This is a genomic window from Deinococcus frigens DSM 12807 (assembly GCF_000701425.1).
Taxonomy (GTDB): domain Bacteria; phylum Deinococcota; class Deinococci; order Deinococcales; family Deinococcaceae; genus Deinococcus; species Deinococcus frigens.
Genome location: NZ_JNIW01000055.1, coordinates 1 through 25,396 on the forward strand (window position 1 = coordinate 1; position 25,396 = coordinate 25,396).

The 25,396-nt window shown below is 65.2% G+C and carries 23 protein-coding genes, 4 tRNA genes and 1 pseudogene; 15 read left to right on the plus strand and 13 right to left on the minus strand.

Annotation, left to right across the window (positions count from 1 at the left end; translation table 11 throughout):
- The 5 genes from Q322_RS0115670 to Q322_RS0115690 all read right to left on the minus strand — a co-directional run.
- A partial coding sequence (locus tag Q322_RS0115670) for a GTP-binding protein (protein WP_029478838.1) occupies nucleotides 1-388 on the minus strand: 388 nt, incomplete at its 3' end.
- Between the two features lie 225 nt (nucleotides 389-613).
- Nucleotides 614-688: transfer RNA gene (locus Q322_RS0115675), tRNA-Thr, on the minus strand.
- Between the two features lie 36 nt (nucleotides 689-724).
- Nucleotides 725-797: transfer RNA gene (locus tag Q322_RS0115680), tRNA-Gly, on the minus strand.
- A 24-nt stretch (nucleotides 798-821) separates the two neighbouring features.
- A tRNA-Tyr gene (locus Q322_RS0115685) sits at nucleotides 822-907 on the minus strand.
- A gap of 44 nt (nucleotides 908-951) precedes the next feature.
- Nucleotides 952-1,027, minus strand: a tRNA-Thr gene (locus Q322_RS0115690).
- Between the two features lie 525 nt (nucleotides 1,028-1,552).
- Here Q322_RS0115690 and Q322_RS0115695 point away from each other — a divergent pair.
- On the plus strand, nucleotides 1,553-3,475 hold the full coding sequence (locus Q322_RS0115695) for an ABC transporter ATP-binding protein (protein ID WP_051668680.1): 1,923 nt from the start codon (nucleotides 1,553-1,555) through the stop codon (nucleotides 3,473-3,475).
- On the plus strand, nucleotides 3,472-5,355 hold the full coding sequence (locus tag Q322_RS0115700) for an ABC transporter ATP-binding protein (RefSeq protein ID WP_029478840.1): 1,884 nt from the start codon (nucleotides 3,472-3,474) through the stop codon (nucleotides 5,353-5,355). The genes Q322_RS0115695 and Q322_RS0115700 overlap by 4 nt, the downstream gene beginning before the upstream one ends.
- 63 nt (nucleotides 5,356-5,418) lie before the next feature.
- Here the strand turns inward: Q322_RS0115700 and Q322_RS0115705 are convergent, their stop codons facing one another.
- Nucleotides 5,419-6,387, minus strand: a complete 969-nt coding sequence (locus Q322_RS0115705; RefSeq protein ID WP_029478841.1) for an ABC transporter substrate-binding protein — start codon at nucleotides 6,385-6,387, stop codon at nucleotides 5,419-5,421.
- 236 nt (nucleotides 6,388-6,623) lie between these two features.
- Here Q322_RS0115705 and Q322_RS0115710 point away from each other — a divergent pair, with 236 nt between their 5' ends.
- The 4 genes from Q322_RS0115710 to hisD all read left to right on the plus strand — a co-directional run bounded on the left by Q322_RS0115710 (nucleotide 6,624) and on the right by hisD (nucleotide 11,653).
- The gene (locus Q322_RS0115710; RefSeq protein WP_029478842.1) at nucleotides 6,624-8,027 is read left to right on the plus strand and encodes an RtcB family protein; all 1,404 of its coding nucleotides are present in this window, start codon (nucleotides 6,624-6,626) and stop codon (nucleotides 8,025-8,027) included.
- A gap of 254 nt (nucleotides 8,028-8,281) precedes the next feature.
- Entirely contained in the window at nucleotides 8,282-9,469 is a 1,188-nt protein-coding gene (locus Q322_RS0115715; RefSeq protein WP_029478843.1) for a phosphopentomutase, read from the plus strand.
- Nucleotides 9,456-10,133 carry a DUF3108 domain-containing protein gene (locus Q322_RS0115720; RefSeq protein ID WP_029478844.1) on the plus strand — a complete coding sequence of 226 codons (678 nt, stop codon included), beginning with the start codon at nucleotides 9,456-9,458 and terminating at the stop codon, nucleotides 10,131-10,133. The genes Q322_RS0115715 and Q322_RS0115720 overlap by 14 nt, the downstream gene beginning before the upstream one ends.
- 164 nt (nucleotides 10,134-10,297) lie before the next feature.
- Complete coding sequence (gene hisD, locus Q322_RS0115725; RefSeq protein ID WP_029478845.1) at nucleotides 10,298-11,653, plus strand: histidinol dehydrogenase; 1,356 nt, start codon at nucleotides 10,298-10,300, stop codon at nucleotides 11,651-11,653.
- On the opposite strand, the gene Q322_RS0115730 is transcribed toward hisD, so the two are convergent.
- Together Q322_RS0115730 and Q322_RS0115735 are read right to left on the minus strand one after the other, a co-directional pair.
- Nucleotides 11,642-12,073: a dUTP diphosphatase gene (locus tag Q322_RS0115730; RefSeq protein WP_029478846.1), complete on the minus strand. Its 432-nt coding sequence runs from the start codon at nucleotides 12,071-12,073 to the stop codon at nucleotides 11,642-11,644. The two genes, hisD and Q322_RS0115730, sit on opposite strands and share 12 nt — an antisense overlap.
- A 386-nt stretch (nucleotides 12,074-12,459) precedes the next feature.
- Nucleotides 12,460-13,116, minus strand: coding sequence for a metallophosphoesterase family protein (locus Q322_RS0115735; RefSeq protein ID WP_245593284.1), 657 nt, complete (start codon nucleotides 13,114-13,116; stop codon nucleotides 12,460-12,462).
- 144 nt (nucleotides 13,117-13,260) lie between these two features.
- Between Q322_RS0115735 and Q322_RS0115740 the strand changes: the two genes are divergently transcribed.
- Nucleotides 13,261-13,788, plus strand: a complete 528-nt coding sequence (locus tag Q322_RS0115740) for a GNAT family N-acetyltransferase (RefSeq protein WP_029478848.1) — start codon at nucleotides 13,261-13,263, stop codon at nucleotides 13,786-13,788.
- 196 nt (nucleotides 13,789-13,984) lie between these two features.
- Here Q322_RS0115740 and Q322_RS24990 read toward each other — a convergent pair.
- Nucleotides 13,985-14,251, minus strand: a pseudogene (locus tag Q322_RS24990) (CPBP family glutamic-type intramembrane protease); the annotation flags it as partial.
- A 263-nt stretch (nucleotides 14,252-14,514) separates the two neighbouring features.
- Here Q322_RS24990 and rocF point away from each other — a divergent pair.
- Nucleotides 14,515-15,414: an arginase gene (gene rocF, locus Q322_RS0115745; RefSeq protein WP_029478849.1), complete on the plus strand. Its 900-nt coding sequence runs from the start codon at nucleotides 14,515-14,517 to the stop codon at nucleotides 15,412-15,414.
- Between the two features lie 219 nt (nucleotides 15,415-15,633).
- Here the strand turns inward: rocF and Q322_RS0115750 are convergent, their stop codons facing one another.
- Entirely contained in the window at nucleotides 15,634-16,218 is a 585-nt protein-coding gene (locus tag Q322_RS0115750) for a DinB family protein (RefSeq protein ID WP_029478850.1), read from the minus strand.
- Complete coding sequence (locus Q322_RS0115755; RefSeq protein WP_084148043.1) at nucleotides 16,215-17,186, minus strand: tRNA dihydrouridine synthase; 972 nt, start codon at nucleotides 17,184-17,186, stop codon at nucleotides 16,215-16,217. The genes Q322_RS0115750 and Q322_RS0115755 overlap by 4 nt, the downstream gene beginning before the upstream one ends.
- A 281-nt stretch (nucleotides 17,187-17,467) precedes the next feature.
- On the opposite strand from Q322_RS0115755, the gene Q322_RS0115760 reads away from it, so the two are divergent.
- The 3 genes from Q322_RS0115760 (at nucleotide 17,468) to Q322_RS0115770 (ending at nucleotide 21,125) form a co-directional block, all read left to right on the plus strand.
- Nucleotides 17,468-17,971, plus strand: a complete 504-nt coding sequence (locus Q322_RS0115760) for a GNAT family N-acetyltransferase (RefSeq protein ID WP_029478852.1) — start codon at nucleotides 17,468-17,470, stop codon at nucleotides 17,969-17,971.
- A 423-nt stretch (nucleotides 17,972-18,394) separates the two neighbouring features.
- Complete coding sequence (gene lptB, locus Q322_RS0115765) at nucleotides 18,395-19,207, plus strand: LPS export ABC transporter ATP-binding protein (protein WP_084148041.1); 813 nt, start codon at nucleotides 18,395-18,397, stop codon at nucleotides 19,205-19,207.
- Nucleotides 19,208-19,223: 16 nt separating this feature from the next.
- Nucleotides 19,224-21,125 carry a DUF3084 domain-containing protein gene (locus Q322_RS0115770; RefSeq protein ID WP_029478854.1) on the plus strand — a complete coding sequence of 634 codons (1,902 nt, stop codon included), beginning with the start codon at nucleotides 19,224-19,226 and terminating at the stop codon, nucleotides 21,123-21,125.
- A 155-nt stretch (nucleotides 21,126-21,280) separates the two neighbouring features.
- Here Q322_RS0115770 and Q322_RS0115775 read toward each other — a convergent pair whose 3' ends face one another.
- Together Q322_RS0115775 and Q322_RS0115780 are read right to left on the minus strand one after the other, a co-directional pair.
- The gene (locus Q322_RS0115775; RefSeq protein WP_029478855.1) at nucleotides 21,281-21,973 is read right to left on the minus strand and encodes a peptidylprolyl isomerase; all 693 of its coding nucleotides are present in this window, start codon (nucleotides 21,971-21,973) and stop codon (nucleotides 21,281-21,283) included.
- A gap of 74 nt (nucleotides 21,974-22,047) precedes the next feature.
- A complete protein-coding gene (locus Q322_RS0115780; RefSeq protein ID WP_029478856.1) occupies nucleotides 22,048-22,518 on the minus strand; it encodes an Lrp/AsnC family transcriptional regulator in 471 nt (156 codons plus the stop codon).
- Between the two features lie 165 nt (nucleotides 22,519-22,683).
- Between Q322_RS0115780 and ald the strand changes: the two genes are divergently transcribed.
- The 4 genes from ald to Q322_RS0115795 all read left to right on the plus strand — a co-directional run.
- The gene (ald, locus tag Q322_RS0115785) at nucleotides 22,684-23,790 is read left to right on the plus strand and encodes an alanine dehydrogenase (RefSeq protein WP_029478857.1); all 1,107 of its coding nucleotides are present in this window, start codon (nucleotides 22,684-22,686) and stop codon (nucleotides 23,788-23,790) included.
- A 194-nt stretch (nucleotides 23,791-23,984) separates the two neighbouring features.
- Nucleotides 23,985-24,491, plus strand: coding sequence for a DinB family protein (locus Q322_RS0115790; RefSeq protein WP_029478858.1), 507 nt, complete (start codon nucleotides 23,985-23,987; stop codon nucleotides 24,489-24,491).
- Between the two features lie 310 nt (nucleotides 24,492-24,801).
- Entirely contained in the window at nucleotides 24,802-25,110 is a 309-nt protein-coding gene (locus tag Q322_RS23510) for a hypothetical protein (RefSeq protein ID WP_156953101.1), read from the plus strand.
- On the plus strand, nucleotides 25,107-25,396 hold a 290-nt coding region (locus Q322_RS0115795; protein ID WP_029478859.1), incomplete at its 3' end, for a hypothetical protein. The genes Q322_RS23510 and Q322_RS0115795, both read left to right, overlap by 4 nt.

A 25,396-nucleotide genomic window follows, 5' to 3' on the forward strand; every position in this document is an offset into this window, starting at 1 on the left:
GAATGCCGACCTGACGCCCGAGCAGGATGTGCTCGCGGGTCTGGGGCATGGGGCCGTCAGCGGAGCTGACGACCAGGATTGCGCCGTCCATCTGCGCGGCACCCGTGATCATGTTCTTGATGTAGTCGGCGTGGCCGGGGCAGTCGACGTGCGAGTAGTGACGGGTGGCGGTCTGGTACTCGACGTGGGAGGTATTGATGGTGATGCCACGGGCCTTTTCTTCGGGGGCCTTGTCGATCTGGCTGTAGTCCATGGTTTCGATGGTGGGGTCCATGGCGGCGGCGGTGAAGGTGATGGCGGCGGTGAGGGTGGTCTTGCCGTGATCGACGTGACCGATGGTGCCGATGTTCACGTGCGGCTTGCTGCGCGAAAAGGTTCCTTTTGCCATGCTGGTGTCCTCCTGAGAAAGACTAAATGGGGGGGGGTTCGGGTGGAGACTGCCCTGATTCGGGCAAGCCTGGACAGTGTACTCGCCTGCCTGGCCCGCGCCAAGACTTGCTCCACGTCGTTGCGGCGGGACTCATTAGAAACGGCCTACACGAAAAACATGCAGGCCGACTCTATAAAACCGTAGAACTCTACTAGAAAACCGTGGAACTCTACTGGAAATTGCTGGAGCTTCTGATCAGGTTCGAACTGATGACCTCTCCCTTACCAAGGGAGTGCTCTACCACTGAGCTACAGAAGCGCGTTCGAGAGGGCGAAGTGAAGATGAGGTGGAGTAAGCGGGAAACGAGACTTGAACTCGCGACATTCAGCTTGGGAAGCTGACGCTCTACCAACTGAGCTATTCCCGCAAAACAGAAACCAGGGTGAAACGCTGGTGGGCAGGGGCGGATTCGAACCGCCGTACACGTACGTGAACAGATTTACAGTCTGTCGCCTTTAACCACTCGGCCACCTGCCCGCAGTTGTCAAAACCCTACCGTGGACAATGCCCCAGCGAGGTTGTGGAGCCACCCATCGGAATCGAACCGACAACCTTCCGATTACAAATCGGGTGCTCTACCAGTTGAGCTAGGGTGGCCTGAGCTAAGGAAAATCCGTCCCGCTTGGGTGCAGAAGTCGTTGTGCAAGCACGCTCACTTCCGGCTGGGAATAGTAGCACTGGTTTCAGAGAGTGTCAAACCTCAGTGGGTGTGCTTCTGGGGAGCGCTTGTGCTTGGTGCACAGGCAGGAATGAATGCCTCCCGGAGCGGTGAACCCGGGTCAATTTCCCTTCTCACCGGAGCTGAGGCGCAGGCGTCCTGCATAGGCGGACCCGTCAGCGTGGGGGCACTTCTGTCGCCTCGCGTCGTCGCTGATGCAGGTGACCGCTGAATTCAGGGCCGGTCAGGGTTTGAGATCTGGCCTATTCCCCGCCGACATTCCCAAAAAATTCCGAACCTCTGAGCCATTCGGCGCATTCGGGGCTGGGCCATGCGGCGTATGCTGTCCGGCGCACGGGCCATTTCAGCCTCTGGCTGGACCGTCCCCGAAGCTCCCGCCCTCTTCCTCCCCCGCGACGAGGTTTTCCTTGGACAGTCTGCGAACCCTGTGGCCCTACCTGAAGATGCACCAGCGCCAGTACGTGATCGGCATGGTGCTGGTCATCTTCGCCAACAGCATCAACCTGTTGCCCTTTTACTTCATTCGCCTGGTCATCGACGGCCTGACCGGGGCGCGCGACGGCAATCCCGGCACACCCGGTATCACGCTGGGGCAGGCCGGGTGGTACGCACTGGGCATCGTGGCAGCGGCGGCGGCGGCGGGCGTGCTGATGCTGTACATGCGCCGCCTGATCGTGGTGGCCTCGCGCCAGACCGAATATGAAATCCGGCGCGACATCTTTGCCCACCTGCAAGGGCTGGACAAGCCGTACTACGACCGCGCCAGCACCGGCGACCTGATGAACCGCCTGACCGGCGACCTGAGCGCCGTGCGCGAAACGCTGGGTTTTGGCGCGTGGCAGATCGTGAACATCGTGTCGGGCTTTCTGACCTCGTTTGCCGTGATGTTCAGCCTGAGCTGGCAACTGACCTTGATCGTGCTGGCGGTGGTGCCGATCATCGTGGGCGTGCTGACGTACCTGGCGCGGCTGATCAATGTGCGCCACCGCCTGGCGCAGGAGCAGAGCAGCAAGATCGCGGGCAAGGCGCAGGAGAACTTCAGCGGCGCTCGGGTGGTCAAGGGCTACGCCATCGAGGACCGCGAGATCAGCGAGTACAGGGCCATGAACCTGGAGCTGCTGCGGCGCAACATCGCGCTGACCAAGGTGGACGGGCCGCTGCGCTCATTCATGAGCCTGCTGCTGGGACTGGCGTTTGCGCTGATCCTGCTGGTGGGCGGGCGACTGATCCTGAACTCGAACGGGGCCTTCACGGTGGGGATGTTCGTGCAGTTCGTGGGAACGCTGGAGCGCCTGACCTTCCCAATGCTGATGATCGGCTGGATCACCGGGGTCACCCAGCGCGGGCTGGCCTCCTGGCTGCGCCTGCGCGAGCTGTACGACGCCCGCGCGCAGGTGCAGGACGTGCCCGGCCGCACCGATACCAGTGTGCGTGTGCTGGACGGCGACCTGCGCTTCGAGAACGTGTCGATGGACTACGGCAGCCGTGAAGTCCTCAGAAATATTGATCTGCACGTTCCCGCCGGAACCTTCCTAGGCATCACCGGCCCCACCGGCAGCGGCAAGACCGTGCTGGGGCAATTGATCACCCGCAGCATGGACCCCAGCTCCGGCGTGGTCCGAATGGACGGCCATGACCTGCACGTGATCCCGCTGAAGGCGCTGCACGACGCCGTGGCGGTGGTCCCGCAGGAACCCTTCCTGTTCGGAGATAGCATCGCCAACAACATCGCCTTCGGGGTGGAGAAACAGGAACTGCCCGTCGTGAAAACTGGCGTGAGTGTGGTGGGTGCGCCCCTGCCGCCGAATATTCCGCAGATGCCGGACCCCGAACGGGTGCGGAATGCCGCGCGGCTGGCCGGACTGCTGGAGGACATCGAGGGCTTTCCCGAGGGCTTCGAGACGCTGCTGGGCGAGCGCGGCGTCACGCTGTCGGGCGGCCAGCGCCAGCGCACCGCCATTGCGCGGGCCATCGTGCGTGAACCGGCCATTCTGATCCTGGACGACAGCCTCTCGGCGGTGGACACCGAGACCGAGCGCAAGATTCTGGACGGCCTGCGCGAGGTCAGCGCGGGCCGCACCGTGATTTTAATCGCCCACCGCGTCAGCACCCTGCGCCACGCCGACAAGATCGTGGTGCTGGAGGAGGGCCGCGTGACCGAGCAGGGCAGCCACGACGAGCTGCTAGAGCTGAACGGCCACTACGCCGAACTGGAACGCCTGCAACGTCTGGCGAGCGATCTGGATGAGGACGACGATGCCATCAGCGATCCAGAGGAAGCCGCCAACCGCCTGGCCGCGCGCCGGGAAGCCATCCGCGACGCCCAGGCCACTCAGACACAGACCCGTCAGGAGGTGCTGAAGTGACCGCCCCCGACGACAGCTACAAAAAGGAATTCGACGCCCAGCTCACTCGCCGGGTGCTGCGCTACGTCCAGCCGTACCTGCGGCTGGTCATCGGCGGCATTCTGCTGGCGCTGCTGATCTCGCTGGCCTCGCCCGTCTTCGCGCTGATCCAGCGCCACGCCATCGACAGTTTCCTGACGCCGCTGGCCCTGCAACGGGCAGGCAATTTAGACGCGCTGTACCGGGGCCTGACCTTCACGGCGCTGCTGTACGCGGGCCTCAAGGTGCTGCAATTCGGCCTGCAATACGCCTTTGCGCTGGCGATCGGCTACCTGGGCCAGAACGTGCTGCGCGACATCCGCGCCGACGTGTTCAGCAAGCTGCAACGGCTGCAACTGGCCTACTTCGATCAGAACCCGGTGGGCCGATTGATCACCCGCGTGACCAGCGACGTGGACGCCATCAACCAGTTCATCACCAACGGGCTGGTCAGCCTGATCCAGAGCACCTTTATCATCGTGGTCTATGTGGTCATCATGCTGTCGGTGAACTGGCGGCTGGCGCTGATCAGCTTCACGGTGCTGCCGGTGCTGTACTTCTCCACCAACTTCTTTCGCACCAAGTTGCGCGACGCCTTCCGGGACACCCGCACCCAGCAGGCCACCGTGAACAGCAAGCTCAACGAGAACATCACGGGGATGCTGACCGTGCAACTGTTCGGGCGCGAACGCCGCAGCGCGCTGGATTTTGACCACAGCAACCGCGCCCTGCTGACCGCCAACGAGAACAGCGTCCACTGGTTCTCGCTGTTCATGCCTGTGGTGGCGGTGCTGGGGCAGGTGGCCGTGGCCCTGATCCTGTACTTCGCCTCGCGCCAGATCCTGGGCGTGAGCGTGGACGCGGACGGCGCGTTGCAAACCGGCGTGGTGGCTGGGGCGATCACGGTGGGGACGCTCTTCGCCTTTATCCAACTGTCGCAGCAACTGTTCCAGCCGATTCAGGACCTGGCCGATGTGTTCAACACCCTGCAAGCAGCGATGGCCTCGTCTGAGCGCATCTTCGGCGTGCTGGATACTGAGGAGGAGATTGCGGACAAGCCCGACGCGAAAACGCTGCCGAACTTCGAGGGGCAGGTGGACTTTGAACAGGTCTGGTTCTCCTACGATCAGACCGTCACCGCCGAGACGCCCGACAGCGACAGCCGCTGGATTCTGCGCGGCATTGACCTGCACATCCAGCCCGGCGAGAGCGTGGCGCTGGTGGGCGCGACGGGCGCGGGCAAGACCAGCGTGACGGCCCTGGTCAGCCGCTTCTATGACGTGCAGCGCGGCGCGGTCAAGGTGGACGGCGTGAACGTACGCGATCTGGCGCAGCATGACCTGAGAAAGCATGTGGGCGTGGTGTTGCAGGACGTCTTTCTGTTCGCCGGGACCATCGAGAGCAACCTGACCCTGAACAACGCTGAGATTCCCCACGAGCGCGTGGTGGAAGCCTGCAAGTACGTGGGCGTCCACGACTACATCCTCTCGCTGGACCACGGTTACCAGACCGAGGTGCGCGAACGCGGCGCGACGCTGAGTACCGGGCAGAAGCAACTCCTGGCCTTTGCCCGCGCCCTGATCCAGAACCCCGACATCCTGCTGGTGCTGGACGAGGCCACCGCCAATGTGGACACCGAAACCGAACTGCGAATTCAGCAGGCGCTGGTCAAGGTGATGTACGGGCGAACGTCAATCATCATCGCCCACCGCCTGAGCACCATCGAACACTGTGACCGGATCGTGGTGATGCGCAAGGGTCTGGTGGTGGAGCAGGGCAGCCACCGCGAGTTGCTGGAGCACGGCGGCTACTACGCCCGCCTGCACCGCCTCCAGTACTCGCAGGCGGACGCGGCAGACTGATGCACGACAGCGAGGAAGAGGCCGGAATGCATTGTCGCTTCCGGCCTCTTTTGCTGCCCCGCCCTACTTCAAAGTCTTGCTGACAAACCCGTTGGTGTAATAATCCGTCGCCCTGGCTCCGGCGGGCAGCTTGCCCTGCTTGACGAGGGCGGCCACTGCCTTGGTCCACGCGCTTGGGTTGCTTGCGCCGATGCCATTGGCCGCCGTGTATGCGCTGGTCATCAGCGGCGTGCTGGCCTTCAGGATCTCCAGCGTGCCTGCCTTCTCAAAGACCGGCTGCGCCAGCTTGAAGGCGCGGGCCGGGTCTGCCACCGTGAATTTCAGGCCGCGCTGGCTGGCGCGCACCACCTTCGCGGCCAGATCACCCCTCAGCGACTTGCCGGAGGCGATCAAACCCACGCCCACCATCGGATAAGCGTCGGAGATATCCAGGGTGTAGACCTTTTTGCCCACCGACTGGCCCAGCAGGACCACGTCGTTGTTGATGTAGCCCACGGCGGCGTCCACCCGCCCGGCACGCACCGCGTCCTGCTGCGTGAACCCGATGGTGGCGAGGGTCATGTCCTTGCCCTCCTTAAGATTGGCGCTGTCCAGCACGGCCTGAATGGCGTGGTAGCTGCTGCCGAAGGGACCGGGAATGCCCACCGTCTTGCCCTTCAGGCTGGCAATCCCGTCCAGCGGCCTCAGGCTGAACACCGTCACCGGATTCTTCTGATACATGGTCATGATGTACTTCACGTCCGCGCCCTGATTTTTGGCAAAGATGGCGTCCTCGGGATCGCCTACCACAAAGTCCAGCTTGCCCTGAAGCAGCAGCGGCAGCAGTTGGTTGACGTAGCCGTGCTGGTAGTTGACCTTCAGCCCCTCGGCGGTGAAGTAGCCCAGCTTGTCGGCCACGTAAAACGGCGTGAACTGCACGTCCGGGTTGTAGCCCAGGCCGATATTGACGGTGCGGGTGGGGGTCTGGGCCTGGGTGGTCTGAACATTAGTTCCCAGCAACAGGGCCAGGGAGAGGAGGGCAAGTCGCTTCATGAGACCGAGTATAGGAGCGGGGCGTGACCGATCTGTGATGGACAGCGCTAAGCCACCACCCCGCCATTATGCGGATATCGCCGCGCCGTTTGGTCCGGCACAGTGGAATGTGGAAGGGGAGGTGAAAATGCCAGCAGACCGGAGTTTGGACAGGCAAAGAAATCGGCGCGGCATCAAGGCCCCCGATCAAGAACCATTCCAGAGGCGCGGTAGCCTCTGAAGCAAAGGGAAGGACCATGAACGGAAAGCACATCACCAAACTGGGATTCGGGAGAAAAGCCATCGGGCTGGCCGTGGCCGCCGCTGGCGCACGCGAGGGCGCGGGCCTGGAGCGCGGCGAGATTCTGAGCGAACTGCGCGCCGTGCAGGCGGACCCCACCGCGTACCTGGCGGGCGGCGTCTACGCGGCGCTGGCGGCGGAACTGGGCGTGCAGAATGCAGTCAACGAGGGCGAGAAGGGTGCGGCCCTGCTGTCTGTGCCGCTGCCCTACAGCATGTGGGGCGCGGACCTGATCGAGCCGGGAGCGCGCGCGCAGATGGACGTGGCGATGCGCCTGCCGATCACCCGCGCCGGGGCGCTGATGCCCGACGCGCATGTGGGCTACGGCCTGCCGATTGGCGGCGTGCTGGCGACGGAAAATGCCGTGATCCCGTATGGCGTGGGCGTCGATATTGGGTGCAGCATGCGCCTGAGCGTCTTTCCCATCCAGCCCGCCGCCCTGAAGCTGGAGGAGGCCACAACCCTCCTGCTCAAGCACACCCGCTTCGGCGCGGGCGTGGCCTTCGAAAAGCGCGAACGCGACGATCACGCGGTCTTGCATGAAGGCACCTGGGACGATCAGCCGCTGCTGGGCCACCTGCTGGGCAAGGCGGCGGCGCAGATCGGCAGTTCGGGCAGCGGCAACCACTTCGCGGAGTTCGGCACGCTGACGCTGGCCCAGGCTGATCTGGGGCTGGAGGCCGGACAGTACCTGGCCCTGCTGTCCCACAGCGGTTCGCGCGGCTTCGGGGCGCAGGTGGCGGGCCACTTTAGCAACCTGGCCGAGCGCCTTCACCCCAATCTAGAGCTATCGGCCAAAAAGCTGGCCTGGCTTTCCCTGGACTCCGAGGAAGGCGAGGTGTACTGGCAGGCCATGAACCTGGCTGGACGTTACGCGACGGCGAACCACGAGCTGATCCATGCCCGCCTGGCCCGCGCGCTGGGCGTGAATGTGCTGGCGTCCATTCACAACAGCCACAACCTGGCCTGGAAACAGACCGTGAACGGCCAGGAGCTGATCGTCCACCGCAAGGGGGCGACGCCCGCCGCCGCTGGCCAACTGGGGCTGATTCCCGGCAGCATGGCCGATCCCGGTTTCGTGGTGCGCGGACGGGGCCACGCGGACGCCCTGAGCAGCGCCAGCCACGGCGCGGGCCGCCAGCTCGGGCGCAAGGCCGCCGCCAGCAAGCTGGTCAAGAAGGAGGTAGCGGCCTCCCTCAAGGAACACGGCGTCACATTGATCGGCGGCGGCATTGATGAAGCCCCGCAGGCGTACAAGCGCATTGAGGACGTGATCGCCCGTCAGACCGATCTGGTGGACGTGGTGGCCCAGTTCACGCCACGGGTGGTCCGCATGGACAGTGGCAGCCAGGATATCTAGCAGACTTCTCGAAAGATGTTGGAGCCACCTGAACATCTGAGTGGGCGTCCAAGCGTCCTCATGGGCGCTGCTCTGGACAGGACAGCGAGCAGGAGAAAAACGGGTTCCGGATGTGAAGTGGATGATTCGGCGCTGTCCCGATTCATCCACGAAACAAACGGAACCCGTATGAAGGCTGCCGGGGCATCCGCTATCTGCTTTCCACTTTCTCCATCAACCCTCCCCATCCACCGCCCACCCCTTAGACTGACCCCATGCTAGTCACCATCATCGTGCTCGATTCCGTGGGAATGGGCGAACTGCCCGATGCGGAGGCGTTCGGGGACGTGGGTTCTCACACCATCAACCACACCCTGGAAGCCGCCCCCGTGGGGTTGCCCAACTTGGCGCGGCTGGGGCTGGGGCAGGTCCCCACCGTCCACACCTCGCCCGACACCATACCAGGCGTGCCTGCCACGGGCGGCTACGGGCGACTGCGCGAGGTCAGCCCTGGCAAGGACACCTCCACCGGCCACTGGGAATTCATGGGCGTGCAACTGGAACACGCCTTTCAGGTCTTCCCCGAGGGCTTTCCCCCTGCCGTGATAGACCCCTTCGATACCGCCACCGGCCACGGCCACCTATGCAACAGGCCGTACAGCGGCACGGAGGTGATCCGCGATTACGGTAAGGAACACCTGAAGACCGGCGATCCCATCGTGTACACCAGCGGCGACAGCGTGTTTCAGATCGCCGCGCACATGGACGTGGTGCCGCTGGAAACGCTGTACGGGTGGTGCGAGGCGGCCCGCGCGCTGCTGCACGGCGAATTTGCCGTGGCCCGCGTGATCGCCCGGCCCTTCCGGGGCGAGTGGCCCTTCGAGCGCGCGAACGAACACCGCCGCGACTTCAGCCTGACGCCGCCGCCCACCGTGCTGGACGCGGTAAAAGATGCGGGCAGGGCCGTGATCGGCATCGGCAAGATTCCCGACATCTACGCCCATCAGGGCTTCACCGAGGAAATCCACACCGACAGCAACGCCGACGGCATCCGCAAAACGATTGAGCGGATAAAACAGGCGGGCCAGGACGGCACTGACGGGCTGATCTACACCAATCTGGTGGATTTCGATTCCAGGTTCGGCCACCGCCGCGATCCGGCGGGCTACAGCGGCTGCCTGGCCGAGTTCGACGCCGCTCTGCCCGAGATCATGGCCAGCGTGCTGGACGGCGGGGCGCTGATCATCATCAGCGATCACGGCAACGATCCCACCTGGCACGGCACCGATCACACCCGCGAGTACGGGTTGTTGCTGGTGTATAAACCGGGCATGGACGGAGGCGTGGATCTGGGAGAGCGCGCCACCTTCGCCGACATCGGCGCGACGACTGCCGAGGCGCTGGGCACACGGTGGACGGGGCCGGGTGAGAGCTTCTGGGCTGCGTTGAATGACCGGGGCTGAAGTCAGCACTGGGCGGGTGAGAGAGGCCGACGTTTTCCCACGCCAGGAGGCCGACGCCTTCAGCCTGACCCTGACGCTGGGTGGGCGCTACGCCGGGGAGCAGGCCTGGACCGTCAGCCCGGAGCGCGGCGCGGTAGTGGTGCGGGTGCAGACCGACTTTGGCGGCGTGCTGCCCGATCTTCGGCGGGTGCAGACCAGTCGCCTGGACCCGCGCACGCTGAGCAGCCTGGGCTATGCCGAGGGCGACGGACGGGGTAGGGCGGCCTTCGAGACCACCTTTGACCGCCGTGCGGGGGTTGTGACCCTGCGCCAGGGCAAGGACGAGGCCAGCGCCCCGCTGACCACCGAGTACCATGATCCGGTGGGCCTGCTGCTGTGGCTGCGTGCCCGTGCGGCGGCGCAGGACGGCGGCCCCGAACGCTCCTACGCGCACCTGACCGGCGGACGCGTGCTGATCCAGCGCCTGCCCGACAGCCAGATCGAGGAAACCGACGCTTACGGCTACTACCTGCGCCCCGGCAACGCCTACGTTTATGTGGAAAGCACCGCTCCCCACCGATTGACCCGCCTGATCCAGCCCACCGATTTTGGCTTGATCGAGGCCAACGCCCAGGCTGCCGCGCGCCGTCCGGCGGCAAGTGAGCGCCGACGGCGACGGGGATGATGGGGCGGCAGCCGCCGCACCTTGCTGATGTTGTTGGCCTGCCCGTCTGAATCCCCCACCCCCGCTCGCCCCCGCAGCATCCTCCTTCCCGCAAGGGTGAGGGGTTGAAAAGCCTTTAGACGGTTGGACCTTTAAACGGTTTGACCTCCATCCTAGGAGTTCCCATGCAAGTTCTCGAAGGCCCCGCCGCCCGCGCCGCGCTGACCCGCAGCTTCAACGAGATTCCCGTGCCGGACAGCGTGCTGGCGCGGATAGCAACGATGTTCGGCGAGGCACTAACGCCCCAGCAGGTGGTTGAACGCATCCTGGCCGACGTGCGCGGGCGGGGCGACGACGCCCTGCGCGACTGGACCGAGCGCTTAGACGGCTCGCGCCCGCAGGCGCTGGCGGTGAGTGCTGACGAGATTGCAGGGGCCGCGGTGGAACCTGAACTTCACGACGCCATCCGCCTCGCCATCACCCGCGTGCGTGCCTTTTACGGGCAGCAGCCCGCGCACGGCTTTCTGAACCACGGGCCGGACGGGGCGCTGGGGCAACTGGTGCGCCCGCTGGGGCGGGTGGGCGTGTACGTGCCCGGCGGCCTCGCGCCGCTGATCAGCACATTGATTCACACGGCGGTCCCGGCACAGGTGGCCAGGGTGCCGGACATCGTGGTGACCACGCCGCCGGGCAAAGATGGACAGATCAATCCGGCCATTCTGGTGGCGGCGCGCGAGCTGAGCATCACCCAGGTTTACCGGGTGGGCGGCGCGCAGGCGATTGGGGCGCTGGCCTACGGGACCGAGAGCATCGGCGCGGTGGACAAGATCGCCGGGCCGGGCAACCTGTTCGTGGTGATCGCCAAGCGGCTGGTCTACGGGCAAACCGGGATAGAAAGCCTGCCGGGGCCAACCGAAACGCTGGTCCTGGCCGACGACAGCGCCGACGCCCGCCACGTGGCCGCTGATCTTCTGGCGCAGGCCGAACACCTGGGCGCGGAGCCGGTGCTGGTCTCGGACAGCCGGGAATTGCTGATCGCCGTGCAGGCCGAGCTGAACGGTCAGCTAGAGGCGTTGCCCGAACCCAACCGCACCTGGGCGCGCGACAGCATTGCCAGCCGCATGAAAGTGGTGCTGGCCGCCGATCTGGACGAGGGATTGGCGCTGTCCAACCTGTACGCCCCCGAACACCTGTGCCTGCTGACCCGCGATCCGTGGAGCCTGCTGGGCAAAGTGCAGCGGGCGGGCGGCGTCTTTATCGGCGAGTACAGCATGGAGGCGCTGGGCGATTACGTCGCCGGTCCCAGCCATGTGATGCCCACCGGCGGCACCGCCCGCTTTGCCAGCCCGGTCAACGTGCGCGACTTTCAGAACATCATCAGCGTGGTGGGCGTGAACGAGGCCACCCTGCGCCGCATCGGGCCAGCGGGGGCCACCCTGGCGCGGGCCGAGGGCCTGGAAGCGCACGCGCGGGCGATTGAAAGTCGGCTGGGAGAGGTTGAGGGGGCAGAGGGTCAAGCGTCTGAGGGTCTAAGGGTCTAAGGGGAGAGGCTGGCCCAGCCGTTCCAGCACGGCGCGACTATCGGCGGGCTGCCAGGCCGGCGGCTTGAGCTGCTTGCCGTCGGCGCGTCTGGGACCTGCCGCCTTGCCCATATTGGCGCGGTGAACGGCGGCGAATATAGCGTCCGCGTCGATGCCCAGGGTCACGAACGCGCCGTAGGTGACGTACAGCAGGTCCGCCAGTTCGTGCGCCAGCGCAGCGAGGTCTGCTGCCTCCACCTCCTCACCCACCCTCAGCCGCTGGGCCAGCCGCGCAAATTCGGCGTCCACCTCGGCCCCCTCTTCAATGATCAACGTGTGGCGCAGGGCCAGCACTTCCGGGGTGGGGACCGCAGGCCGCTCCGGCAGGGTCAGGCCAATGGCGCGGTGAAAATCGTGCAGAAGGGCGGCGTTGCCGGTCATGCGCACAGGCCAGCGAAAGAGGGGCGAGGCAGGACGCAACCCAGCGTCGGCGCAGCCAGGACGGGCCGCACCGACGCCCACGGCCAGCGACGGGTCACGGACAAAAAGAGATCACGGACGAAACCTAGCCCGTGACCTTATTCAGAGTGTGGTGGTGGGTGGGGGGACTCGAACCCTCCGGTGGTCGACAGGAACCCACTCGCGCGCCCGTTGGTAGAGGGGTGGGCAGCTTTCCCCTGACCTGCTGGACCGCTTGGTCCGTGCGGCAAAAACCGTGGAGTTGAAGTTTCGACTGCCAGATCAGGACCAAGGATGACACGATTTCTGGCAGAGATTCTGTGCGGGGCGTACAGCAGAACTTTAGACACGGTTCAGGTGATTCGGCCTTAAACGTCCAGCACCCGGTAGCCATAGGCGTTGATGACCCGCGTCCCGGTCGACCCGTCCAGATATTCCAGCTTGCGGCCCTCATAGTCGTGGATGTGACCGTGGACCAGCAGGGCGGGGTGGCGGCGCTCCAGAAAGCGGTTCAGTTCCGGGCAGCCCCGGTGGGCGTAGTCGCTGCCCGCGTGCGGCCCGGTAGGCGGGGCGTGGGTCAGCAGAATGTCCACGCCGCCGCGTGCGCGCCAGGCCAGCTTGCCTAGGCCCCAGCGGGCCTCGTGGGCGCTGTACTGCCCGCGTCCCTTCTCGCGGTAGCGCGGTGCGCCGCCCCAGCCTGCAATTCTCAGGCCCGCTTCCTCCACCACTCGCCCGTGCGCCGAGATCACGCCGCGCGCGGGAATGCGCCCGTCACCCTCGTTGACATACTCGTTCTCGTGGTTGCCGTGCACATAAATAATCGGCACGGTCAATTTGGTCGCCAGAAATTCCAGGTAGTAGCCGGGAACGTCCCCGGCAGCCAGCACGGCGTCCACCTGCGGCATTCCTCTCGGGAAGCCCTCGCGGTACACAAAGGGATGCACATAGTCCGCCAGCAACATCAGGCGTTTGCCCAGCACGCGTGGTTGGGCGGACGGGGTGGGTTCAGGGGCGGTCTGGGTCATGGTGGAGCAGAGGCAAAACGCTAAGAATCAAAGCCGAGCAGAGGACTGAATTGTCGGTCCGCCAAGTGTAGTGCGGCGGCGCGGCCTCGTGGGACAGCGCGTCTAGCATGGGCGCGGGCGAAAGATACAGGATACCCTGCCTGCGTGCCTGCTCTCTTCACGCTGCGTTTACGGCTGCTGCCCCTGACCCGCGCCATGATCATCGCCCGGCTGGAGGGCGAGGACTTCTCATTGACCTGCAATACGCCGGACGGCCCGCTGGACGTGTTCTTTCCCGCCGCGTGGCCCGGTGATCCGCTGGGGGCCTTTCCCTTTTTTCTGACCCAGACGAACCGGGCCGGCGAGGTGCCAGAGGACTTCGTGGCCATCACGCGCGCCGACTCGCGGGCCGTCGGCCAGTTGGGCAGCAAGGGCAGGCCGAACGCAGCGGGCGAGCTGGAAATCGGGTACGGCCTGAACCCGGAAGTGTGGGGCCAGGGCCTGGCCACCGAGGCTGTCGGCGCACTCGTTTCCCACCTGCACACCCGCCCCGGCGTGCGGACCGTGACCGCTCAGACTGCCCTGCACAACCGCGCCAGCGAACGCGTGCTGGAAAAACTGGGCTTTGTGCGAACAGGGACGGGCTGGGACGAGGAAGACGGCCAACTGACCGTCTGGGCACACCGGGGCTAGGCCATGCGGCGCAGGGACACCCACAGCAAGCCCAGCGCCGCCGCCCCGTTGAGCAGCAGAGCGAGCAATCCGCCCTCTGGCCCGTAAGCCCGCCCGGCCAGAGACCCGGCCCGGCCACTTCGGAAGCCGGCAGCCCAGAGCGTGGGTGTCCGGCGACGATCACCCCGAACACTGGTCCCAGGGCCAGGTTCCACGCAAAATGGAAGCCGGAGGCCGCCCAGTGAGAACGCGTCCAGACATAGACCGCACAGGCGGGCAGGCCGACGACGACAGCGACATTCAAAGCAGTCAGCAGCGTGGCATGTGGGTCCCACAGGTGCATCCGGCCGAAGACCAGCGACGCCCCGAGGGCTGCCACGGGCCACGGGAGCACTCGCCGCAGCAGGCCGAGAGTGACGAAACACAGAAAAGCCACCTCCCACAGCGACTGGATGACCTGCCAGCCCACCTGACGCGCAAACACGCTGCCACGCTCGAAACTCTTCGGGACCGTCTGAACACCCTGGAGATCAGATCAGCCCGGCCCCCAGCAACAGGCCAGCACCCAGCGCCCACACCCCGGAAACCAGTCCTCCCCAGCGTCGCCTGGCATTCACCAGTCAAGTTTAAGCCTCCCGGCAGCATGAATATTCACCTGAATAGCCTTGAAGTCTGTGCCACGGCATTTTCCAGAAAATAATGTTGCAGCCGCAAGGCATAAGCCCATTCGTCCCGTACCCTGAATGCATGAACGTTTCTATTCTGGGCATTCCGATGGATCTGGGCGCGGGGCGGCGCGGCGTGGATATGGGGCCGTCGGCGCTGCGGAACGCGCACCTGGCCACCCACCTGCGCGATCTAGGGCACACGGTTCAGGACCTGGGGGACATCTCAGTGGCCCTGCCCGAGACGCTGGACAAGCACGCGGAAGCCGGGCTGGTTTTTCTTGACCCGATCATTCAGGCCTGTCAGGACGCGGCGGCGCGGGTTCAGGCCCTGCCGGACGGCACCTTTCCGCTGACCCTGGGCGGCGATCACAGCGTCAGCATGGGCACCGTGACGGGCAATGCCCTACGCGGCAACCCCTCGGGCGTGCGCAGCGGCCTGATCTGGGTGGACGCCCACACCGACTACAACACGCCACAGAGCAGCCCCAGCGGTAACATCCACGGCATGCCGGTGGCGCACCTGACTGGGCAGGGCGACCCGCATCTGGCGGGCCTGGGCGGCGAGTGGCACATGCGCCCCGAAGACATCGTGATGATCGGTATCCGCAGCGTGGACGCCCGCGAACGCGCCCTGATGCAGGAAGCGGGCATTCTGGCATACACCATGAAAGAGGTGGACCAGCGCGGCGTCACCCGGATTGTGGAGGAGACGCTGGAACGCCTGGGCGGCCTGGAGCGGCTGCACGTCTCCTTCGACGCCGACGCGCTGGACCCGTCCATCTGCCCTGGCGTCGGCACCCCTGTCCCCGGCGGCCTGACCTACCGCGAGGGCCACCTGCTGATGGAGCTGCTGAGCGAATCCGGGCGCGTGACCAGCATGGACATTGTGGAGGTCAACCCGATCCTGGACACCCACAACCAGACGGCGGAAGTGATGGTGGGCATGGCGGCCAGCCTGCTGGGCCAGCGCATCATGTAGAAATCTTCAGATCACAAAGCGCCCCACATCCTTTTCGGTACGGGGCAGCTTAGAGCATCTGTCCGAATGACAGGATCAGAAAAAGGGACTTCTGATGCTTCCATTCTCTCCTGCGGAGCTGTGCCAGTCCCACATACCCGGCAAAATTCACTCACTTTGTTGGGTCAAAAGTAATCACTCTTTTGACAAATGCTCTAATCACCCGATCCCGGCGGGAAGTCAACCCTGCTCGGTGTCGCCTTCCTCGGTATCTTCCAACTCCGGGTCGGTCACGCTGTCCTGAGCTGCCGTCACCTGTGGGCGGGCAAAGCGCAGGTAGTCCATCCACGGGGGCGTGTGTCCCAGTTGGCGGACCATCAGGGCGATCTGGGCGGTGTGGCGAATCTCGTGGGTCATCACGTTCCACATCAACTGGTCCAGGGTCACGGTGTCGCTGGCCGGATCATCCTGCACCAGCTTGATGCTGCGGTCCAGGTTCGGGCTGGAATCCAGAAATGCCTCGGTCAACTGGCCGACGGTGCGCCCGTAATCGATGATCCAGGACAGCTCATACTGCTGGGCCTGCGGCTTGACCCAGTCGTGCTTGAAGCGTCCGTCACTTTGAAGGTTCTCGCCGCGCGCGATGAAGTGGACCCAGTGGTCCTCGACATCCGTGACGTGCAGCAGCAGGTCCTTGATGCTGTGAAAGCGGTCCCCGGACTCGATCAGATCGCGGTCCAGGTCGGCGGTAGGCAGGGCACGCAGGTAATTCCAGAGTTGTTCGCGCGCGGCAGACAGGTAGGTGTAATACTCGCGGACGTTCATGGGTAGCTCACAGCATACTCTGTGGCGACGTTAAAAACCGTCCCTGTCTGGTCTGACCCGCCGTCCAGCAGCGGGGCCAGTACCCGCGCGACGTCGGCCACGGTGACCACCTGCGTCAGATCGGCGTGCAGTTCGGGGTAATCCGGCAGGTAGCGGGGCAGCACTTTTCGCAGCGGGCGCAGAGTCAGGCGGCCCGTGTCGCCGTCGTAGAAGCGGGTCTGGAGTTCGGCGTGGCGCAGGGCAGTCCGGGCGCGGGCCTGCGCGCTGGGCATCTCGCTGGGCATCTCGGCCCGGTCCTGCCCCCCGGCCAGCGCCCGGAAGATCCAGGGGTTGCCCACCGAGCCGCGCCCGATCATCACGGCGGCCACGCCGCTCTGGCGTTGCCGCTGCCGGGCCGCACCCGCACTCAGGATGTCGCCGCTGCCCACCACCGGCACGCTGACGCTGGCGGCCACGCGGGCAATCGCGTCCCAGTCGGCCTCGCCGGTGTAACGCTGGCGGCTGGTGCGGCCATGCACCGTGATCAGCGACGCCCCTGCCGCCTCCAGGCCCTGCGCCACTTCTACGCTGCGGTTCTCGTCCCAGCCCAGACGAATCTTGGCACTCACGTCCAGGGCGGTGGCCGCGCGCATGGCCTGCACCAGCGTGTAGGCCACTTCCGGCGTCTGGAGCAGGCACGCGCCGCCCTTGCCGCGCACCTTGGGGACTGGGCAGCCCATGTTCAAGTCGATGGCCGCCGGGGCAAACCACGCTTCGGCGCGGGCCACGGCGGCTGAGAGCAGTTCGCTCTCCGCGCCGAAAAGCTGGACCACCCGCCCTTCTTCCCCGGCGTAGGGGCGGCCCAGGTTCAGTTTTTCGGTGTCGCCGCCCAGCACCAGGCCGCGCGCGCTGATCATCTCGCTGACGGTCCACAGCGCGCCCTGCTCGGCGGCCAGTTGCCGCATGGGCGCGTCGCTGTAGCCCGCCATCGGGGCCAGCACCGCGCCGGGACGCGCCAGCCGGGCAGCATAGAACCCAGGCGTGGCCGGTCCAGGTGGGGCCAGTCCAGGTGCGGTGGGGGCGAAAAGGCAGGGATCAACCGTCATCCCCACAGGGTAGCGCACCCCCACCCCCCCCCTGAGATAAATCCAGCCTCAAGCGCAGCGCGGCGCGCCGTTCATACCGTTGTCAGAATGGTGGGTGTATGCTTTTCCCTAGTCCAGTCCCCCTCTTCCACCCGTTCCTGCCGCACTGGACAGGAGGCATCGCCTTGAATTCCACTCCGCTGGCGCTGCATCACGCGCCGCTGCTCCATATGCTCTACGCCGCCGCTCCAGGCTATTTCGCCCTGCTGGGCAGCCGCGTCCCGTCTCTGAGTGAAGTCGAGCGGGATGTTGAGATCGCCCTGCTCGACCCCCGCCGCCGCCTGGAACTGCTGCACGACGCGCGCGGAGAACTGGTGGGCAGCCTCGACTACAAACTGGATTACCCCAGGGGCGGTGACCTGACCATCAACCTGCTGCTGATCCGTGAAGACCGCCAGTCCCAGCGGCTGGGCGAGGCGGCCATGCGCGACTTGGAGGGGCGGCTGCCCCATGACGTCCGGCGCGTCCTCGCCAGCGTGCTGGGCGACAATCCGCGCGGCGCACGCTTCTGGGAGCGCCTGGGCTACGAATTCACGGTGGACGCCCGTCCGGTCATGACCTGGTACGCCAAGCCCCTGCACGCCCGCCTGCACGACACCGATCCCGGGTTGAGCGTGGCGAGCGACTGAGCGCCCCCTCATGCGGATTCCGCTTAATTCCTTACCACTCCGTGAAAGCGCCAGAATGGTAATCCATACGCGGAATCCGTATTTTTTCCTACTCGCTCCGCTCGGATTTCACCGTTTTTACAAACGATTTAATCGGAATCCGTATCAGCCGCCGCTCCGCCCTGACAGAGGGAGAGACGGAAAAGCCCTTTCCGTGGGGAAAGGGTTGGGTGATACGGATTCCGTTTTTCTCCTGCTCGCTGTCTTGTCCAGAGCAGCGCCCATGAGGACGCTTGGACGCCCCCTCGGATTTCCAGGTGTTTCCAACACCTTCCAATCGGAGTCCGTATCAGACCTTCAAACCTTCTGACCGCCGCCCAGCCTCCTTCCCAAAATCCCCCCTCTCTCACGGCCTTCAAACCCCCTGCGTGGTACGCTGCCCGCGTGACCGCGCCCGCCTCCCAGACCTCTGTTGCCCCGGCTGTGACGCCTGTTTCCGCCCCCCTGGCAGGATCGGCGCAGCTTCCGGCCCGGCCCGATCTGGTGGCGCGCGGCCTGAGCAAATCCTACGGGCGGCGCGCGGTGGTGCGGGACGTCAACTTCACGGTGAAGCCCGGCGAGATCGTGGCGCTGTTCGGCCCCAACGGGGCCGGGAAGACCACCACCTTTTATATGCTGGTGGGCTTTATCCGGCCCGGCGGCGGCACCATTAGCCTGGGCGACAAGGACGTGACCCGCCTGCCCATGCACGAGCGCGCCCGCATGGGCCTGGGCTACCTGCCGCAGGAACCCAGCGCCTTTCGCAAACTGACGGCCCGCGACAACCTGCTGGCCATCCTGGAATACCAGAACCTGTCCAGCGCCGAGCAGCAGGCCCGCGCCGACGCACTGCTGGCGGAGTTCGGCCTGGGCCATCTGGCGAACAACTTTGCCTACCAGCTTTCCGGCGGGGAACGCCGCCGCCTGGAACTGGCCCGCGCCCTGACCACCGATCCCGATTACCTGCTGCTGGACGAGCCGTTTACCGGGGTGGATCCCAAGAGCATCCGCGAGATCCAGCGCTTGATCCGCGAACTGCGCGACCGCCGGGGCATCGGCGTGTTCATCACCGATCACAACGTCCGCGAGACCATTGCCCTGACGGACCGGGTGTACCTAATGTTCGACGGCCAGGTCAAGTTCGAGGGCACGCCGCAGGAATTCGCGCAGGATATTCACGCCCGCAACGATTACCTGGGCGACGACTTCGAGCTGTAGCGGGAGGAATTGAGCCGTGCTGTGGCTGTTTTTGCCGTTCGTGGTGGTGCTGTCGGGTGTGGTGGCCTACGCCGCCGACACCATTGCCCGCAGGGCCGGGCGCAAGCACATCCGTCTGTTCGGGCTGCGGCCCAAGACCACGGCGCTGCTGGTGGCGGTGCTGTCGGGCATGGCGATCAGCGCGGCCAGTCTGGCGGCCTTTTTGCTGCTGAACCGCAACGCCGTGGCCACCATTGCCGAGGCCGATCAGTTGCGCCCGCGTATCGAATCGCTGCGTCAGGAGGTGGGCGCGGTGCAGGGCGAACTGAAGTCGGCCCAGGCTGAGCGCGATCAGGCGCAGCAGGAGGCCGACAATTCCGCAAAATTGCAGGCCCAGGCCGAGGAGAAGCTGGCGGCGATCCGCACCCAACTGGCCGCCGCCAGCGCCGCCGAGAAAACGCTGCGCGCAGAAACCAGAGACCTCCAGAAACAGGTCGACAAGCAGACTGCCACCCTGAACACCCTGGAAGCCCGCGCCGCCGAAAACCGCAAGAAGCTTCAGAAGTCCGAGGCAGATTTGAAAGCCAGCCAGAACCGCGCTGAAACGCTCAATGTCCAGGTGGTGGAACTCAACACCCGCGTCGCCCTAGCCGAGCAGGAAGCGCAGTCGGCCCAGGAGCGTGCCAAGGGAGCGCAGGCCAGTGCACAGATTCAGCAGGAGAAGGCAGTGACGGCTCAGGCGGTAGCAAAGGCTGAGCAGGGGCGGGCACTGGCCGCTCAGGCGGCGGCCCGGCAGCAGGTGCAGGCCGCGCAGGCCACCGCCCAGAAGCAGGTGGGGGCGGCCCAGGCCAGCGTCCAGCAGGCCAGGCAGAGTGCCGCCGCGCAGATTAAGGCCGCCGGGAAACAGGTCACGGACCTTAAGACTCAGGTCGGCACTCTCGAAGCGTCTCGCCAGCGGGCCGCCGACGCGCTGGCGCTGGCCGTGGCTGCCGCCCAGAGTGCCAAACAGCAGCAGCAGGCCGCCCAGCAGGCACGGGACCAGCTCACAGCGCAGCGTAATCAGTTGACAGCGCAGCGCGACAAACTGGTGGCCGATGGGGTCCGGCTGGCCGAGGAGCGCGATCAGGCGGCCAAAGAGCGCACCCAGGCCACGGCGGACCGGAACAGGGTCCGCAAGGATCTGGCCACCCTGCAACAGCAGCAGCGGCAGCTCCAGGCCAGCAACGACGAGTTGAAGAACAGCAACGACGAGTTGAAGAACAGCAACGACTCGCTGGCCCGCGCCCTGGCCGACGCCCGCGCCAGCCTGGGCAAATTGCAGGACGAGAATCTGTCCAGCCGCACCGAACTCAGCGTCAGCCGCAATACCGATCTGGCCTACCCCAAAAACGAACTGGTCTACGCCGCCGTGGTGCCGGGCGTGCGCAACCTGGACGGGTTCCTGAAAGACGCCGCCGGGGCAGCCCAGGCACGCGGCGCGAAGGCCACCGCCAGCGCTCCCAGCGCGCGCCTGGGCGGCAACGCCCGCACGGCGCTGGAAACCAAGCTGCGCGGTCTGAACGTCAGCACCTTTGTGCAGTGCCGCGCCGCCCAGAATGCCGCCGTGGGCTTTCCGGTGGACCTGAGCTGCGACGCCCGCCCCAACACTGTGCTGTACCGGGGCGGCGAGGTGATCCGGCGCGGCAGCATCACGCTGAGCAGCGATCCGCGCGCCATGCAGGACCAGATCAACGATCTTGTCCGGGACGCCGTGACCGATATCACCACGCGCGGCGTGCCCAGCGAATTTATCCTGAACAAGGGCCTGGCCGTGTCCGAGCTGGTCACGCTGCTGGACCGACTGGGCAAGCGCACCGGCAGTACGGCGGTGGTGGGCCTGGCCGCACGTGACGACGTGAGGCCCAGCATGCGGGTGGACCTGTACCCGGTGTTGCCGTAAAGCATTTGTCAAAGGAGCTGTTCATTTTTGACCCAACCGGGTGAGTGAATGTTCCTGGTGGCCGAAGACCGTTGCCCCTGGTGCGGCGGTTGTCGTCGATGCGGAGCCATAAAAAAAGCCCTCTCCTTGTGGAGAGGGTCCGGTGAGGGACCTGCTCAGCTTCCGCCCGAGACCAGAATCTCCACGCTTTTCAGCTCGTCCGCCGTCTTCCCGGCCATCGGTCCCCGGCCATCGTCGTTGCGGGTCAGCTTGTCCAGCACAGCCTGACCCCCGATGACCTTGCCGAAGACCGTGTACTGGCCGCTTAAAAAATCAGCGGGGGCCACGGTGATGAAGAACTGGCTGCCCTGCGAGTCCAGACTGGCCGCCCGCGCCATGCCCAGCACGCCCGCGCTGCCGAACTTCAGGCCGTTTTTCGGTTCTGCCGGGAAGCTGTAACCGGGTCCGCCCGTCCCCCAGCGGCTTTTCTGTGCTGGGTCCGCGCTCAGGGGATCGCCGCCCTGGGCCATGAAGCCGTCGATGACACGGTGAAAGCGCGTGCCGTCGTAGAAGTGGTTCAGCGCCAGGAACACGAAGTTATTGACCGCCATCGGGGCCGCTTTGGCGTTCAGTTCCACCGTCACGTCGCCCTTCCCGGTCTTCAGCACGGCCCGGTAGGACTTGGCCGGGTCGATGACCTGCGCGGCCTGAGCGAACTCGCGCACCGGCTTGTCGCTCAGCGGTTTGACGGGGCTGAAGGCGGGGGTCGGCGTCGCTGGCGCGGTCTGGGCCAGGATATTCGGCCCACAGGCCGCCAGCAGCAGCAAGGAGGCAGCGAGAAGCAGGGAGGTGGGGCTGGTGGCGTTCATACGGCGCAGTATTTCAGCCTTTGATGGGAGGAGAGTTGGAGTTTCCTGGCTTCATCCTGTTTTCCGCCGGACCCCTATTCCAGCGGCAGGCTGGTGGTGTACTTCTCCTGCTTGACCAGAATGGTGCTGGCGGTGTTGCGGACGCCCGGAATGGCCGCCAGGGTGTTGACCAGAAAGTGCTGGTAGGCGTCCAGATCGGGCACGCTGACTTTCAGCAGGTAGTCGATGTCGCCCAGGCACAGGTAGCATTCCAGCACTTCCGGGCGGGCCTGCATCTGCGCGGCGAAGTCGTTGAAGCCCTGCCGGGTCTGCTTGTCCAGCGTGACGCGCACCAGCACCAGCAGGTCGCGCCCCACCTTCTTGTGGTCCAGCAGCGCCACGTAACGCTGGATGATACCCTCCTCCTCCAGCCGCCGAACACGGCGCAGCGTGGGCGCGGGGGTCAGGCCGATCTCGTCGGCCAGCTCGGTGTTGGGCAGCCGGGCGTCGCGCTGAAGGATGGTCAGGATCTGCCTGTCGATGGCATCGAGGGTATTTTGAGACATCTTGGAGCCTACTATCGCATATCCGCGCAACAGTGTTGCTTGAACACCCCCGCTAAAAGTACTTTCTAGCAATCCTGATCGGCCCCTCACTTGTTAGGATGGCCCGTTCAAGCTGAATTCAATCCAAGCCTCTTTCCGGCCCCCTGCGGCCCAGGAGAAAACTGTATGCAGATCGGACTTCCCAGGGAAATCAAGGTCAAGGAAAACCGTGTTGCGCTCACGCCCGGTGGGGCGGCCACGCTGATCCGGCGCGGCCACAGCGTGACTGTTCAGCAGGGCGCGGGCGTCGGCAGCGGCATCCATGATCAGGAATACATCGACGTGGGCGCGCAGATCGGCAGCGCCGAGGACGCCTGGGCCGCCGAGATGGTGGTCAAGGTCAAGGAGCCGATTGCCGCCGAGTACAAGTATCTGCGCGAGGACCTCCTGCTCTTTACGTACCTGCACCTGGCCGCAGATCGCCCCCTGACCGACGCGCTGCTGGCGGCGGGGACCACCGGCGTGGCCTACGAAACCGTGCAGGTAGAAGATCTCAGCCTGCCCCTGCTGACCCCCATGAGCGAGGTGGCGGGCCGATTGAGCGTGCAGGCGGGCGCGTACCACCTGCAAAAACCCGTGGGCGGGCGCGGCGTGCTGCTGGGCGGTGTTCCCGGCGTGCAGGCCGGGCATGTGGTGATCATCGGCGGCGGCGTGGTGGGCACCAACGCGGCAAAAATGGCGATGGGCCTGGGCGCAAAAGTGACCATTCTGGACGTGAGCCACCGCCGCCTGACCTACCTGGACGACATCTATTTTGGCCGTCTGACCACCATGATGAGCAGCGAGGCCAACATCCGCGCCCTGCTGCCCGAGGCGGACCTGCTGATCGGCGGCGTCCTGATTCCCGGCGCAAAGGCCCCCAATCTGGTCACGCGCGACATGCTGGGCCTGATGCAGGAGGGCAGCGTGATCGTGGACGTGGCGGTGGACCAGGGCGGCTGCGTGGAGACCATTCACGCCACCACCCACGACGATCCCACCTACGTGGTGGACGGCGTGGTGCATTACGGCGTCGCCAACATGCCGGGGGCCGTGCCGCGCACCAGCACCTTTGCGCTGACCAACGCCACCTTTCCCTACATGCTGCTGCTGGCCGACGAGGGCCACGGGATGCTAAAGAAACACCCGGCCCTGCAATTGGGCGTCAACACCCACCGGGGCCAGTTGACCTACCAGGGCGTGGCCGACGCCTTCGATCTGCCGCATGTGCAGGTGACGACGGCGCTGGGATAGGAAAAAAGAACCCGCTCAGTCGCATTCGCTGCCAGCTCCCCGCGAGAGGGAGGCGGGAAGTGAGGAAGCTCATGCAGGGCGACAGTCTCCTCGCCTCTCTTCTCAGGGGCAGTTCGCAAAGAGGGAGGGGTTAGAGCGTAGCTGCCACCTGGAACACCGCATGGCAACAATCTCTGCCCGCGCTAAAATCCCCCATGACCCGCCCCCAGTTCGGCGACCATCCGCCCTTTTACGCCCGCTACGTGGATCTCGCGCCGGAGGAGGACGTGCTGGGTGCGATGGTTGTGCAGGCCCCGCCGACCCGTGCCGCTCTTCTGGAGTTCGCGGACCGCCCTGACTTTCGGTATGCCCCCGACAAATGGAGCGTGAAACAGGTGGTGGGCCACATGGCCGATACCGAGCGTGTCTTCGGCTTCCGGGCGCTGTGGTTTGCCCGCGCCGATCCGTCTGCGCTGCCCGGCTTCGAGCAGGACGACTGGATGGCTGCCAGCAACTTTGGCGCTCGGGCGCTGGAAGATCTGCTGGCCGGATTCGAGGCGGCCCGCACCAACAACCTGCACATGCTGCGCCACCTGTCGCCGGACGCCTGGGAGCGGCGGGGCATCGCGGGCGGCCACGGGTTCACGGTGCGGGCCTACGCCCACGGCATGCTGGGCCATGAGCGGGCGCATTTGCAGATCCTGGCCGAACGGTACAGATAGCTGACCAATCATTCCCCCTGCCCTGATTGCTTTGGGGGAGGGGTTTTTGCTGTGTGGCGCTCTTTTTCCTGTCAGGCTGCGCCGTCACTTGAATTCATACCCCCTCGTATTTGAACCTCAGCCAGAGTGACCCACGTACACCTAACAAAGAGGTGAAATATGGAGCACTCATAAGCGTCATTCAGGCGTTGCCATAGGTTTTTGCTGCCAAGTTCATTCGTTATCACTCCTGCTGTTGGGGTGAGCGCCGAATGGTCAACATTCTTGATTCCTGTTAGATGGGAGTGTACACGGGAGGTTAGAGTCTACGATGAATACCCTCGGTTTCCCGCAACTTGACTCAACCTATTTCAATCGAAGCGCCGTTTCTGGATTCATTCCTCCAACTGAAAGGAGAACCCAGACTATGAAAACTCCATTCTTAGTTGCTGCCCTGGCCCTCTCGGCGACCTCTGCTCTGGCGCAGGGGGCCGATACCATCAAGCCTCCGCCATCGTCCATCGGCTCCAACATCAGTCAGGAGTACCAGGGGCCAACGCCCTCCTCTTTTCAGAAAGAACTGGTGGGTCCACTGTTGCTGCGCGGGCAGGCCAGATCAGCGCCGACGGCAAGAGCGTGACGCTGCCGCTCTACAAGGGTCAGATGATCGACGGGCGCTCGGTGTGGTACATCCTGACCGACACCACCGATCAGGGCAACGCCAATGCGCTGGGCCTCAACTACTCGGCCAAGCTGAATTACGGCAACACCGGGCGCTCGGCCCGCCCGGCCCGCCTGGAAAAGGACGGCTCGCTGACCTTTTTGCGCGGCACGGTGGATTTCGCGCCCAAACATGCGGTGACGCCCGGCGCTGCGCCCAATTTCTTTCCGCCCAGCAAATTTCAGGCGGGCGGCGTCGGGGACCG